This is a genomic window from Bradyrhizobium sp. RT6a (assembly GCF_040547675.1).
In the GTDB taxonomy this organism is placed as follows: domain Bacteria; phylum Pseudomonadota; class Alphaproteobacteria; order Rhizobiales; family Xanthobacteraceae; genus Bradyrhizobium.
Genome location: NZ_JBEPQC010000021.1, coordinates 1 through 13,787, shown reverse-complemented (window position 1 = coordinate 13,787; position 13,787 = coordinate 1). Strand labels below are relative to the sequence as shown.

The 13,787-nt window shown below is 56.5% G+C and carries 10 protein-coding genes and 1 pseudogene; 3 read left to right on the top strand and 8 right to left on the bottom strand.

Annotated elements, in window-relative coordinates:
* Positions 1-1,408 (bottom strand): annotated as a pseudogene (locus tag ABIC03_RS38990) (RHS repeat protein); the annotation flags it as partial.
* 352 nt (positions 1,409-1,760) lie between these two features.
* Positions 1,761-2,834 (bottom strand): cellulase family glycosylhydrolase, encoded by a 1,074-nt coding sequence (locus ABIC03_RS38985; protein WP_354066199.1) that lies wholly within the window; start codon positions 2,832-2,834, stop codon positions 1,761-1,763.
* On the opposite strand from ABIC03_RS38985, the gene ABIC03_RS38980 reads away from it, so the two are divergent.
* Positions 2,735-4,024, top strand: a complete 1,290-nt coding sequence (locus ABIC03_RS38980; RefSeq protein WP_354066197.1) for a glycosyltransferase family 4 protein — start codon at positions 2,735-2,737, stop codon at positions 4,022-4,024. The two genes, ABIC03_RS38985 and ABIC03_RS38980, sit on opposite strands and share 100 nt — an antisense overlap.
* 16 nt (positions 4,025-4,040) lie before the next feature.
* Here the strand turns inward: ABIC03_RS38980 and ABIC03_RS38975 are convergent, their stop codons facing one another.
* The 4 genes from ABIC03_RS38975 to ABIC03_RS38960 form a co-directional block, all read right to left on the bottom strand.
* Positions 4,041-5,003 carry an NAD-dependent epimerase/dehydratase family protein gene (locus ABIC03_RS38975; RefSeq protein WP_354066195.1) on the bottom strand — a complete coding sequence of 321 codons (963 nt, stop codon included), beginning with the start codon at positions 5,001-5,003 and terminating at the stop codon, positions 4,041-4,043.
* Complete coding sequence (locus tag ABIC03_RS38970; RefSeq protein ID WP_354066193.1) at positions 5,000-6,139, bottom strand: glycosyltransferase family 4 protein; 1,140 nt, start codon at positions 6,137-6,139, stop codon at positions 5,000-5,002. Before ABIC03_RS38970 ends, ABIC03_RS38975 begins: the two co-directional genes overlap by 4 nt.
* A 255-nt stretch (positions 6,140-6,394) precedes the next feature.
* Positions 6,395-7,708: an O-antigen ligase family protein gene (locus ABIC03_RS38965; protein WP_354066191.1), complete on the bottom strand. Its 1,314-nt coding sequence runs from the start codon at positions 7,706-7,708 to the stop codon at positions 6,395-6,397.
* Positions 7,701-8,918 carry a glycosyltransferase gene (locus ABIC03_RS38960; protein ID WP_354066189.1) on the bottom strand — a complete coding sequence of 406 codons (1,218 nt, stop codon included), beginning with the start codon at positions 8,916-8,918 and terminating at the stop codon, positions 7,701-7,703. Before ABIC03_RS38960 ends, ABIC03_RS38965 begins: the two co-directional genes overlap by 8 nt.
* 123 nt (positions 8,919-9,041) lie before the next feature.
* Between ABIC03_RS38960 and ABIC03_RS38955 the strand changes: the two genes are divergently transcribed.
* Entirely contained in the window at positions 9,042-10,379 is a 1,338-nt protein-coding gene (locus ABIC03_RS38955; RefSeq protein WP_354066187.1) for a lipopolysaccharide biosynthesis protein, read from the top strand.
* A gap of 57 nt (positions 10,380-10,436) precedes the next feature.
* Here the strand turns inward: ABIC03_RS38955 and ABIC03_RS38950 are convergent, their stop codons facing one another.
* A complete protein-coding gene (locus tag ABIC03_RS38950) occupies positions 10,437-11,864 on the bottom strand; it encodes a GumC family protein (RefSeq protein WP_354066185.1) in 1,428 nt (475 codons plus the stop codon).
* Positions 11,865-12,283: 419 nt separating this feature from the next.
* Here ABIC03_RS38950 and ABIC03_RS38945 point away from each other — a divergent pair, with 419 nt between their 5' ends.
* Positions 12,284-12,730 carry an NUDIX domain-containing protein gene (locus ABIC03_RS38945; protein WP_354066183.1) on the top strand — a complete coding sequence of 149 codons (447 nt, stop codon included), beginning with the start codon at positions 12,284-12,286 and terminating at the stop codon, positions 12,728-12,730.
* 690 nt (positions 12,731-13,420) lie between these two features.
* Here ABIC03_RS38945 and ABIC03_RS38940 read toward each other — a convergent pair.
* Positions 13,421-13,787 (bottom strand): hypothetical protein (locus ABIC03_RS38940; protein ID WP_354066181.1); only part of this gene is annotated, 367 nt, incomplete at its 5' end.

The window sequence follows — 13,787 nt, the reverse complement described above, 5'->3', positions numbered from 1 at the left end:
CGACCTGGGTCGCGCCATCGAACACCAGGACTTTGCTGCCAGCCTCCGCGGTCCCACTCAGCGTCAGCTGATTGGCCTTCGTGATGCCATCGCCCGCAACGCCACTGTCAGGCGAGAACGTCGTAATGCTCGGTAAGGCAGGTGGGGTCGCATCAGCGACCGGACCCGCCGAAGCGGGGCCCGACGTCACACTTCCATCGCCAACCTGAATGACAAGTGGATGATCAGTCAACGTGACGTGCAACTGCGAGACGTTCGTGTAGGTCGCGATGGGACTGGTCCCGACGAGCGGATCGTAGACGTAAACCACTCCATAGGACTTTCCGAGATTGACCGTCACATCACTAGTTGGGGACGCGATCTCCTTCTTAAGGTTCGGATCCCAGATGACATGCTCATCCCACACCACAAGATCAAACGTGCCGTTGTGCTTCTCCAGCAGCATCTGGGAGGCGCTCGATGGCATGTTGTCCAGACTATACGCCAGACTGCCGGGTGTGAATGACTGCGAATCGTTGGAATCGCTCAAAATCGTCGTGAGGTTGTGTATTGCGGTCGCAACAAGCTTTGGGCTACCATCATTGTTGAACAGGCCGAAATGAGCTTCCTTGTTCGTAAAGTTAGGATCAGATGCCTCATCGAAGAGTTCATAGAGGAATGTTTGCGCGACGCCGTTCTTGAACGCATCCATCAAGGTATCGAGCGTGTACTTCGCCTGGACCGTCTGATCGACCCCGCTCATGGGATCGCTCGTCATCGTGTCGTAGCCCGTTTCCGTGAAGATGACGGGCAATCCGGACGCAGCCCATTGTGCAATCTTCATATCGTTCAGGAGGACCTGGTTCGGCGTGGCCCCCGACCAGACGTAGGCATGAATATTGGCGTAGTCGGCCGACGACGAGAGATTTCCTACCTGGCTATAGTTGACGCTGTTCGGCTGAGATAGCGTGAGATTGTAAACTGGCACGTCCGCCAGGCTTGCATCGGCCTGAACGGCTGCAAAAAGTGCTTTCTGGAATGCAGCCGCGCTTGATAATGACGCACTGCCATTATACGAAAAGGTCTGGATATCCACCTCATTGGGGCCTTCGATCGCGAACAGCCCGTTCGGATGAGCTGCGATAAATGCGTCGAGCTGTTTGATGAATGTCGAGAGGTTGGTTCCTGGCGGAGTGAAAAAGTCAAACTTGATTCCGTCACTCGCCAGTTGTGAATAAGCCGCCTGAGCGTGCGCCGTCGAGAACATGCTGCCGTCGCGGACGGTCGTCACTCCAAGGTACGCGAGTGAACTCTCAACCAGGCCAACATTCTCGTACACGGTCCAGTTGCCAAGATGGGTATTTACGCCGATAGACAGCACAAACTTGGCGGCGTCGATCGCAGTCACATTTGATATGGCGGTCGTCATTATAAGCCCTGCAACGACGACCAGGAGGCGGTCGTATCTAGTTACAGACTACGCGACAAGCATTGCCATCGATTGAATGGGTGCTTCTCGTTTTTATCGAAGAAGGAAGATCAAGGTCGAGCCGGTAGCGATAATGATGCCTTAAGATGTAGCTGCATCACGAAGGAGAGGCCCCGCCCCCGTGCAACTACGGATGTTCATGTATTGTCAAATAGACCAAGCGCGCTGTGCGCTCCCCAATGAGACTCGTATAGATTTCTGGTTGCCGCAAAACAGTGCAGACGGCAATACGGCATTTACCGATCTTTCAAGCTGGTTCTGCGACGCCCGAGCAATCCGTGATCTCGGTCCGTCAGTGCAAGTCGATGAATGCTGCGTATGAGGGCTTTCGAGAATTGTCGAATCTCAGGAGTCCATAGTAGCAATCGGGATCAGTCTTGCCTTTGGGACACCAATCTCTGAAGTTGTACCAGAATATTGGTCCAAAATTCGACTTTCCCGACGCGAGTCCGAAGGCCGATTTCAGAAGCTCGACCTGAGCCGTCTCCGAAATGACCGTGTTTGCCTCTCCGTCGGTCGGAGCACCATACTCCGTCACCCATATGAACTTAACCTGATCCTGGTACCTGGCCATGATCCCTCGCAGACCCTCCGAGCTTTCCATCTGCTGCCAGGAATTTCCATTTGCCCGATCAGGGGGGCTCGGAGACGTATATGGATGATTGCCGACCGCATCGAAGAACGGTCGCGCCCCGTTCCTGTATAACGCATCCAGGAATTCTGCCGCGCGCATGGTTGTGCCGGTGTTATTTGGCTGCGCCAAGCCGCCCGATACGACGGTGGCGCCGCTGTCGACGTCCTTGATCGCTTCGTAGGCAGCCTTGAGCAGCGCAACATACTGTGGGGGTGACGGAGCCGGCGCCCAGCTGCTGCCAAGATTCGGCTCATTCCATATCTCCCAATGGCGGACACCGGCAGATCCGTACCTCGTCGCCAGGTATGCAGCGAACCGGCCGAACGCACCTGGGTCGGCCGGCGGATATGCCGGCGGCTTGTGTCCGCCGTTCGCCCATGCGGGACAGAAATAGATCAGGCCCAGAACAGAAATATTGAACTCGCGGGCTAGAGCGACAATCCTGTCATGCTGCTGGATATTGTACCTATCCTGACTATCCGGCTGGATGCGATTCCAGTCAAACTCCACTCTCAGCCATTTGACGCCAACATCCCTGAACTCTGCAAACCGGGACCGGAGCTCCCACAGCGGCATGAAGAGAAGATCGCCAGCGTTCATACCCTTCTGCAGAGGACCGCACCGGCAGACCGATGGGAAGCCAAGCACCACCAGCAAGACGACGAACCTCGCCACCCGCTTCGCCAATCCCAGGACTTGCCTGCCGTTCCCGCCATTCATCGTCGCTTCCATCGAGCATCCCGTTGATCTATGTGTATCATATATTCGATCGAATTTCTCCGAACTCGATGAGCGACCAACACTGGTCTGGACGAATGCGTGTAGTTCATATTATGGCCGACGGAAATCCCGGAGGAGGCCCAGTCGTCGTAGAAACATTGTGCGCAGGGATGGCAGCAAGGGGCGTTGAAACTGCCGTCATAACGCAGACCGGAAGTTACTTTTTCGACCGCGCCAACGCAAAGGGGTGGACGACGTTTGGCCTCGATTTCAGCCGCCGGAAAAACGTCATCAGGATATCGCGGGAGATATCGGAGTTGCTCGAGCGCGAAGCGCCGGATGTCGTTCACGCCCATGGCGCAAGGTCGGCACTGCCCGTATCTCTTCTGCCTCGGAGCAAGCGTCCAGCCCTCGCCTACACGATTCATGGCTTCCACTATGACCGAAAAGGCACCGGCAGCCGACAGTTCTTCAAGCTGATGGAGAAGCTGTGCATCGGCCGCGCGGACCGGATTATCCTTGTCGGAAAGGCGGACGAGGCTTTCGCTTATAAGGAAGGACTGGTCGACGATCCCCAGCGGTGGAGCCAGGTCTATAACGGCGTTGAACTGCCGGCGGGATGCACAATCTCTCCGCAACCCGAATTCGACATCGTCTTTGTGGGACGCCTGCATCCCCAGAAGAATCCACTCGCGCTGCCGGCGATTCTGGCGGCAATGAAGAGGCCACATGTGACGATGCTAATCGTCGGCGGCGGTGAGCTGGAGGCATCCGTGCGCGAAAGTTGTAAGAGACTTGGGGTCGAATCCCAGATCACGATGACCGGAACTAGGTCTCGAACTGATGCGCTCGAGTTGATGTCTAGAGCGCGCATCTTTGTACTGCCCTCGCTCTGGGAGGGCGTTCCGGTTTCGGTGATTGAGGCGATGAAAATGGGGGTGCCGGTCGTCGCGTCAAGGATTGCCGGCAACCAGGAACTAATACACCACGGCGAGACCGGTCTGCTTGCCGACCCGCTGGTCCCCGCAGAATTTGCAGAACATATCTCGTCGCTCCTTGACTCCCCTCAACTGGCCCAATCGCTCGCCGCGAGGGCAGCGTCATTTGCGTCAACAGCATTCACGATCGAAAGCCAAGTGACGGCGCATCTGCGCATCTACGAGAATGTCATTTCGGAAAGTCGCCTCCGTCGCCCGCGCTGAAAACGGCAATCTGCATTCAGCGATTGCGCAACTGTTCAACGAGATTGGGCGCGAGATCGGGATTTTTCCAAAGATCCGCCAGCGCCGCAGTGATGTTCAGCCTTGGCGACCAGCCGAAATCGGCTTGAATCCTGGCGATGCTCGCTTGCAGAAATGGCCGGTCAACCGCCCGGGCGCGCGATGCATCATGCTCGACTTCAATTGGAAGCGCCGTGAGCGACCGAAGTTCATCCAGGATCATCGACACCGAATATTGCTTGCCGGTCCCCAAATTGACCAGTTTCGTTTCGCCTGCGCGAATGTCGCCATACAGCGCAACCTGTCCGAACCCCTCCGCCGCGTCGTCGACGTGGATGTAGTCGCGTTGGGGCCAGACATTCCCGAGCCTGATTCTGGTCTTCCCCGCCTTCAGCTGGTAGACAATTTCGGGCAAAATATGCGGGCTGGTTTCCCCCGGCCCAACCACGTTGAAAAGCCTGACAATGGCTCCTTGGAGCCCTCTCTGCTTGGCGAAGTATCGCACATAATGCTCGGCGTGCAATTTCGTCATGCCGTAGACGTCGGCTGGCTCAACCGCCGAACTGACCTCATCGTGAGGCGCATTGTCCGGTTGATAGACCGCGCCGCTGCTGGCGAAAACAAAGCGCGCGCCGGCCGGGCATGCGCGCAAGAGGTTCATCGTTCCGAGGACATTGACCTCCTGGGCATGCACGGGGTCGCGTTCACACTCAGGGATGAAGTGAATTGCCGCGAGATTGATGAGAATTTCGGGACGAAATCGTTCCATGACATCCGAGACCGAGCGCCAATCCCGAATATCGAGCTTCTCCAGCACAATATTGGCACTCTCACTCTCGCTGAAGCGATTCCCGAACTTCAGCGCATCTACGACGCAAACGTCGTGCCGATCCCGCAACTTTCGAACTAGCTGGCGCCCGACGAAGCCGGCACCGCCCGCAACCACAATTCTCCGCTTCATATGGCACTGGCTTCCCTGAAACGGCCGGAAAGGGACAGAGGTCGATCGTCGAGGGCCGGAGCAACCAATTGCTCAAACGTGTCCGCTATCAAAGTCCAGTCGAGCGCCTTTGCCGCCGAACGGCCTGTCCCCGAGTAGTGGTCCCAGCGCGCGATCACGTCACGCACGCCTTGAGCAAGATGGTCCGGAGCCGAAAGCGTCACTACCCCGCAATCATAAGAGCGCACGACTTCCTTTGTGCCGTTCATTTCATACTCGCATGTAACGACTGGAAGACCGCAGGCCATCGCCTCGGCGACAACTCTCGGAAAGCCTTCCCGCAGACTCGATATGACAAGAGCTTCGGATTTCGACAAGAGTTCGATCTTGTCGCTGTCCGAGATCAGGCCAGGCAGGATGATGTCGGACGCGTATCGGGAAATTCGGGCCCGCTCCCTGATGACATCAAAAGCGGGCCCATCGCCCGCCAGGGTAAGCGAACCGACGTAGCCCTGATCCTTCAGCAACTCGAAGGCGTCGATCAGCAATGGAACGTTCTTGTGGGGCGCCATCCTGCCGAGATAGCAGATCCCCGAGCGCTTACTCCGAGGAAGCGAGCGATAAAGCTCGATGTCAATTCCACTGGGGAGCGTATGCACCGGACCAACGCTGAATTGCTGGATCGCTTGGCCGACAGCGTCACTCACCGCCACGTTTCTGGCCACGAACCGCGGCAGGACGGCTTGAATGGTTCGGTGGAATAGCCCGGTACGAATTTCGCACCAATGCATCACGGCCTTGGCGCGGTGCGATTTTGGGATCGTGACCGCATGCAAAAGCGGCCACTGATTCAACAACAGCACATCGTAGTTCGATTGCCTGGCGACTCGACGAACGTGCAGCGCATATTTGATGATCGTCGGCCAAGCCCGTTTCATCATTTTGAAGCGCGGGGACTTGTAAAACGCATCCATCGGGTGCCGAAAAATCGTTATCCCGTCCATGTTCTCGACGGCCGCCAAATCGGACGTATGCCCGATGCAATGGACATCGATCGTGTGTCCGTTCTTGGCGAGCTGTCGGGAGAGTCCCTCAAAGAATAATTCCTGTCCACCCACGCTGGGTCCGAACAATTCAACAAATACTCCAATGCGCAAGCGGCACCACCTTTCAATACTCGATACAAAAACTAGTTCCAATCGCGGAAAAGAACGCCATTTAGCTGCCTAATAGTAACCAAAGATACGACTTATCCGCCCAACTTATGCTTGTTTTTTATCATAAACAGCAATTCAGTGAACAGTGAAAATGTGGGGAATTTTTCACAATCTGCTGTGAAATGCGAATGGCAGCCGCGCGGTCGACGGATTGGCCCGATCTTTGGCGCAATTCCACATGGGGGTGCGAGGCCCCTATTCGGTAACAGAGCGTCCTTCTCCTCGGACATGGCGATCCCCAATCCGCCCTCTCTGGTGCGCGGAGATGTAGGCAAACATGAACGTCACGACTGAGGTTGGATCGAAGAAGCGGATTTCTGCCACGTTGAGGATCAGAAAGAAAATCAAAAACCATTCCGAGAAGTTTTCGGGGCGATCTATGTAAGGCCGCTCGACGCCTGACGATGTTTGCGCCCTGAGAAGGGGCTTAAGCACTGTAACGAGGCTGGCCGAAAGCCCCACCATCCCGAGGTCGAGAAGACACTGCAGGTAGCCATTATGGGCGCTCAATTCAAACTGTAGGGTCTTGTTCCAGAACAATGATCCGGGGGAATTTGGTCCCAGCCAGAATATACCATAACCATATCCCAGCAGCGGCTTCTCCGTCGCCATCTCAAGCGCAAACTGCCAGATGTTGGTTCGTCCGGACAGCGTCACGTCCCTGCCGATGATAGAGGTAAAGGCATCGGGCGACGCGACCAGAAACAGAACGCCGCCGACGCTGATTACCACGGTAAGCACGACCAATTCCCGCGGCCGCAATCCCAAACGGGATCTCGCATAGGCCCAAGCGGTCACGAATCCGATGGCAATCAGCGGCGTTGCGGAGCTCGCCAGAAACAACGATAGAACACATGCCCCGGCACCGCCAAGCTGAACAAGCCGGCGACGACCCGTTTCCCTGACGGCGAGCGAAAGAAATGCGAGATAGCCAACGCCGGCAAATTGGCCCAGGATATTCTTGTGATTGAAGAGCCCACGAAGTTGGCCGTTGGTGTCCAGAGCCTTGTCCGGGGCGATGAGCAACCATATGAACGAACCCGCCAGGGCAACGATCGCCGCGATCTGCACCAGCTTGGCAAAACGGTACGAACTCAACCGGCTGGCCACATACGTTCCCACCGAGAACGTCCCGAACAGCCCAAGCGCCTTTCTGAGGGTCGCCATGGGATCTGACGACCAGGCGGCGGACAGGAAGCAGATTGCGATCACAATTGCGGCCGGCCATCCCAACCGTCTTAGATTCTCCTTCAGCCTCGCGCGTGCCAGCAGATAGACCGAACCAAGAAAGAATGGGGCAAGCAGCGCCTGCCGTATGACATCCCCGGCCTTGTCAATGTTCACAACATCGAGATAGCCGGGCTCGTACTCAGCCTGAAGACCAGTCACGCTTGGCACGATGTCCGCAGCGATCAGGAGATAGCACACCAGGGCTGAAGCAAATAGCACCTCGCTCAGCCGAGCGTTCGCCATCAACGAGTGCGGTTTCGTCGTGTCGAACTCAACCATCGATGGCAAGCTCGCCGCGCGGCATGCCAGGCCGGGTCCGCTCCCACAACAAGGCTTGCGCAAACTCGTTGGGATCGCTGGTCACGATCGCATCAGCAAGCAGCTTGTTCGGCAGTCCGCGGACGCCGACAGGGGTGCTGACGATCCTCTTTCCGAATGCTAACGCCTCCAGCACCTTGATACTGACGCCGGTGCCCGCGCGAAGGGGCACCGCGGCAACGCGAATGGCGCTGTAGAATTTCGATACATTGTCCAGACAGTCCCATACAGTGATATTGGCCACCCCCTCGACGAGCGGCCCTACCTTGCTGGAGATGCCCCCGGCAACCAGCATACGAAACTCCGGCGCCGACTTCCGGATGATCGGCAGTATCACGTCCCGTAAGTACAAGACGGCATCGAGATTCATCACGTCATTTGAGCCAATGAAGCCGGCATCGAACGCTTGAGCGGATGTCTCGTGGGCCCGTTGAACGGGAGCGGCATAGGAAAATGGCTTGTGAGAGAGCTTCGCCGTCGATTGGTTTATGGCTGAGTAATTAGCAAATTCATCCGCGGACTCCACGCGCACCAAATGGCAAGCGTCGAATATTTCCGTTTCAGCCTGCCGCGAACGTGCTACGTCAATTCGCTCAAGGTAATGCCTTATCCAGGCATTTGCATGATCGCGCAGGATCAGCGGCAAATTCAGCGCATCAAACAATCTCTGATACGTCTCACGGTAGGCAATCGCTCGGTTGACAAAATCATCGTGAGCACTCATTGCCACGAGCGGTTTTCGGCTATTGGACAATTGAGGTAGGACCCGACCGAGCAATTGAACCGATTGCGGCTTGGCGAGATAAATCACGTCGACCTGCCACGCGTTCAACCTCCTGGCGATCCTTCGCGAGTTTCCGACGCTGTTGGTGAACAGAAATGGGTGGGACGACAGGACATTGCCGGTCAGCGCCCGCAGCACCTCTCTCCAGACCTGACCGATCGCACCAAGCGGATGCCCCCCGCGATTCCAGCCAGGCAATAGAAGAAAATCCGAAAATTGTTCCTTATAGGCCGAGTTCACTTCGCTCGATCCCGCCAGCTGCGGGTCCCGGAAGAACGAAACGCAATAGACCTTCCAGCCTCGCTTTTTGTAGGTCTCGACTATGGTGTAATACAGCCAACCCGACGCATTCTTGGACGGTAAGGGAAGGAAGAGTTCGTCAGTCACGAAGAGTATCGAGCGCCTCGTCATGGATTAACCTCTGATCGCAATACGCTGGGCATTCGCCCCATAGATTTGATAACGGATTGCGTGCCAGCGACAAGCGGTGGCACGAAAAGGACAGGTGGGATGATCCGCAACGCATTCATCAAGCGGGCGATAGGCGCGCTAACGCTGTTGTATTCCGGGACATTCCTTGCAGCCTTATTCAACTTTATTGCGCAACTGACATTGGCCCGATCTATGGATCTGGAGGCTCTCGGTACGATTGCCGCCCTGTCGTCGATCATAAACCTTTTAGCTTTGATCGGCATGGGAGGAATGAACTGGTTTCTATTGCAAGTGGTTGGCAGGGAAAAGGAAGAAGCTGTTCGCTGGTATTTTCCCGCCGCGCAACTCGTGGCACTTCTCACCGGCCTTGGTATCGTCGGCCTCGTAGCGTATGCGCTGACGGTCGCAAAATTTCCCGCTTCCGAACGATTGCTCTTACTGGCGGCCTCGGTTCCGATCCTGTTGGGACAATTGGCCGTAGAACTGTCGTCGGTTCGCTATCAGATCGAGCGGAGCGCCGGTCAGGTCGCCTTTTGGCAGATCATAACCCAGCTTGGGCGCGCAGTGGTCGCCCTCTGCCTCAAAGGATTCACCATTTCAAGCCTGCGGGCAGTGCTCGTGGGATTTGGAATGATGGGAGCGATCGCCGTCATTTGGAGTCTGGTTGCGGTTCCGGCGCGATCATGGGGGCGACTTCTGAAGAGCTATCGGCACCCCCATCCCTCGGTGCTGGAGACAGCCCGCTCGGCTGGCCCCTTTCTGTTGCTCGGCGCCATCTATCTCATATTCTTCCAGGGGCCGATTGTGGTTCTGGAGTACATCCGGGGCGGGACCGAGACCGCTCAATACAACATCGCATTTCTCATTGTCTCTGCGGCGATGATGTTTCCCTCCGTCTTCTACTCTAAGTTCATCGCTGAAAGGATCTTTCACTGGGGCCACCATGACCGCGCAAAATTCGCGGCCGCATTCTATGTATCAGCCCTGCTGATGGCCTCGGTTGGCATCCTCGCAATGGCTATCCTCATGGCCACCGCGAGCAGGCTGATTCCCTGGATGTTCGGATCGAGATACGTTCCGTCTGTCGACCTTCTGCTGGTGATGAGCATTGGAATTCCGACAAGGTTCCTACAAAGCGCTTACAGTTCGCTGCTCGTAACTGGACCGCAGACGATACCGCGAGTCCTGTACCTTGGTCTCGCAGCCCTTACGGCGATCGCCGCGTCCTGCATTTTCGTTCCAGCCCTTGGCGCGTTGGGCGCCGCCTATGCGACCATCCTGGCCGAGTTCGTACTCTTCCTCCTGTCCTGGCGGGGATTGTCGATCTACGTCCCCGAGATCAGACCCTTGGGCTGGCTCAGTCCGCAAACCATTCGGCAATCCATATCGGTTCTGGGCGACAAGGCCGCACACTGAATTGATTTAACCAGGCGAAGCGGAGCTCCTCAAACCGTTTGTCGTCGGAGATGTTCTCTAGCTCGGAAAGAACATGTAGAAACGGACCGTACGCAGGAAGCTCGCAGCAACGTATGTCGGCGGATTTCGATAGGCTGAGATCAGCTGCAACGCGCAAGCCACTCCAACCGCAGTCAGGGCGGACAAAAAAGAACCAATTGCCAGAAACAGCCATACGCTGCGCCCTGCGGTTTCAAATGGGACGGACGCAGACTGCGCGATCTTGATGGCCGAAAGATTGTTCTCCGTCATTGCCGCTGCAATCCGCTTTTCACCCGCGCGAGAGGTGATTTCCGCAAGCTCTTGCTCTGCCGAGCTGAGCTGCCTCTTGAGGCGATTGGTTTCGGCCTCAAGGCGAGCCAGCGTCACAAGATCCTTTGCCACGTTGTCCAGCTCGGCCGTATGAGCCGACTCTGCGGCGCGCAGCCCTGCGATCGTCATCTTCAGGGTCAGAAACTGCTGCGTGGATTCTTGATAAAGCTTCACAAGCAGCAACGGAGGATCGTCGCCAAACAGATTTCTGTTGTACGGTAAGGGAATTGCCGCCTCTGGCGCCGGCTTTGACGGATCGCGAGCCTGCGAAGCGCGAGCGGCGTTTGGCCTCAACTGGCTGATCTGCTCCTCGACAACCCTCAGTTCCTCCTGCCTCTGCGCCAGTTCGGTTCGCACCGTTGCCACCGACTTGGCGAGGTCGCTCTGGCGGGTAAGCAAGAGTTTTTTCTGCTCATCGATTGCGTAAGTGCCATTTGCGGTCATAAAGGCCCCCAAGACCCCGGCCGCTGTGGCTACCTTGCGCTGAAGTTGGTCCACCTCTCCACGGAGGAAATCAGCCGCCCCAGCCTGGGTATAAAGAGCCCTGTATTTGCCCAGATAGCTATCCGTGAGTGCATTCACAAAAGATGCGGCGAGGCGTGGATCCTCATGCCGAAAAGAAACCCGGATCATGCTGGTCCGCGGTTCGAGTTGCACCTTCAATGCGCGAGCCGCCGACTTGTATGCGCGGTCCTGGTTGTTCATCTTTTTCTGGGCCATGCCCAGATAGGTTAGCAGCTGCGAAAACTCGCTGTCCGGGCTCTTCGGGTACAACTTGCCGTCGCCGACATTTTGGATGGCCGACCTGATGACAAATTCGCTGTTTAGCAACTCAATCTGCGAGTTTACGAAGACCGAATCAAAGCCCTGATTGGCTTCGCTTTGCTTCCCGTTGTCGATGAGGAGGGACGCCGTCGCCTCGTATTTGGTATCAAGCAAGGCATGCAGCAACGGTGCAGAAAGAATGCCTAAAACGAAAACTGTCGCGGAGACTAACCAATATCGACGAAGCGCACGAAGGACGAATAGCTCCAGGCCATCGGAGTGCTCGATGTCCTTTTCAGCCGCCCGGTGGTCTTCAACTTGGGGTCGAAGAATTACCCGATAATCCTGTCGTGGTTCGAGACTGGTCATTGCAACCCCTATCCGCCGGTCCCAAGGATAGGGCCATGGACCGGTCGGAACAACGTCGATTGATGCTCAAATTACAGCGTTTCTGAAGCGGGTTTTGGTCATCGCGACTTCGTCTGCTAATTTACTGATTTTGTTTATCAAATTCAAATCGAATAATGTCCCCGCACAACTCAAAAATCGCGAAACCATCCAATTCTAGGCGACTTTGCTCATCAATGCCCACGTCCCGGGCGGCGGTGATATCTCTGCTTCAACACACATTCAGCCTGTAAGCCGGCCGCTTTTGCGGGAATGGCTATCAAAGCTGTTAGCTGCGATCCATTCAAGAGACATACACATCTTCGTTAGGCAAATCATCTGGCCCTGCTTGGGACTGACCGTTATGCTTAACCTGTTACATTTCGAAGGTACGCTACGTATTGCCGGATCGTCACATCGCACTTGCAGTTGTCCTTGACACTACCGGCCGTTATCTGTTCCAGCGCCGCGACGACATCCCCGGCATCATTTATCCCGGAAGGCTTTCCTTGTTCGGAGGCCACCGCGAGCCGGGCGAGACATACCTGGCGTACATCGCTCGCGAATTGCACGAAGAAATCACGTATCTGGTTGCACCCGAAAGGTTCGGGTTTCTGACAACCCTCGACGGATGCGGCGAGGTTGTTGGAGGCGACATCGTCCGGGGACACGTATTTCTGGTGACAGGGATTCCCGCGGACCAAATCGTCGTGACAGAAGGTTCGCTCGCAATCATCGATCCCGATGAGCTGATGCAATCCCTCTCCCATCTCGATGGGGACTTGACGCCTGCATCCCGGTTCGGACTGAGGGCGTTTCTTGAACGGCCTGAAGTGAAGATGCACTGAAGCGGATTAAGCGCCTTGCCAAGGCTCGCCGTCGAACCCTCGACGAACGCGAGCTGCTTCGCTTCATCAAAGAGTACCCCACCGGCAAGCGAAGACGATTCTAATCAATTGTTAACCATATCGCGCGAAACTCATCGACGCGGATCTCGTGATGCGCAGGGCGCAGGTTTCGGTACGCGATCATGGCCATTCGCACATTGCTTCTCCTGCTCTTGTCCGTCGCACTCGGGAGCTGCGCTTCGCAGCCCACTTGGACATCGACGCAAGGTTCGGCCAAGCCAGCCACCGGCGCCTCGCCGTTGCGGTATCAATACGCGTGGGACGGTCTGGGGCAAAATCCTAACCGGCCTCGATCGCACCGAGTTTCGAGACAGTCGAGCACACTGGCGCAGGATTCCAACCTGCAACGAGAAGCGGTCCTAGCTGAGTTGCGCCCCTATTCAGCTGAGTGGTGGGTGGTCCACGACGAAATCGAAACTGACCGGGAGGCAAAGATCGCCAGAAAACTGGTCATCTGCCACGGATGCATTCGTTCCGAAAGCCAGGCCGGCATGACAGCATCGATAGGCGGGCGCTAGCGCCACAGCGTCTGCAGATCAAATTCGATCGCCGGATGACCACGCCAGACCAAAACGCGGGAGAAGATTCGCTCGGCGACGAGGCGTGGAGACCCGTCGCATGCCAGCCTCTCTAGGCGTGCAACAGATATCCCTCAGCCGAGAATGCATGAAGCGCAACCAAATGTGCATTCCCCGCGGCAAGATGTGCGCTGGCATCGAAATCGAGTCCAGACTGATGCAGCGCGTCAGTAGTAGCGTGGTATCCATACGAGTTGTTGGATCCGATTTCCGGGTGGCTGGCGGGCGTCCCAGATTGGCCGAACACGAACCCGTCGCCGGCGCTTCCAATCCGGCCAATCGCTGGAGCGGCAGTCGTTTGCGGCGTCGAGAGATGCGCAAAGTTAAACCCGTCGATTGGCGGATCGATGACGAGGGTGCCGCCATTTCCATCGGTTGAGAGATTGAACGTGGAATGGGTGTAGTCGCCGGCCAGCGTG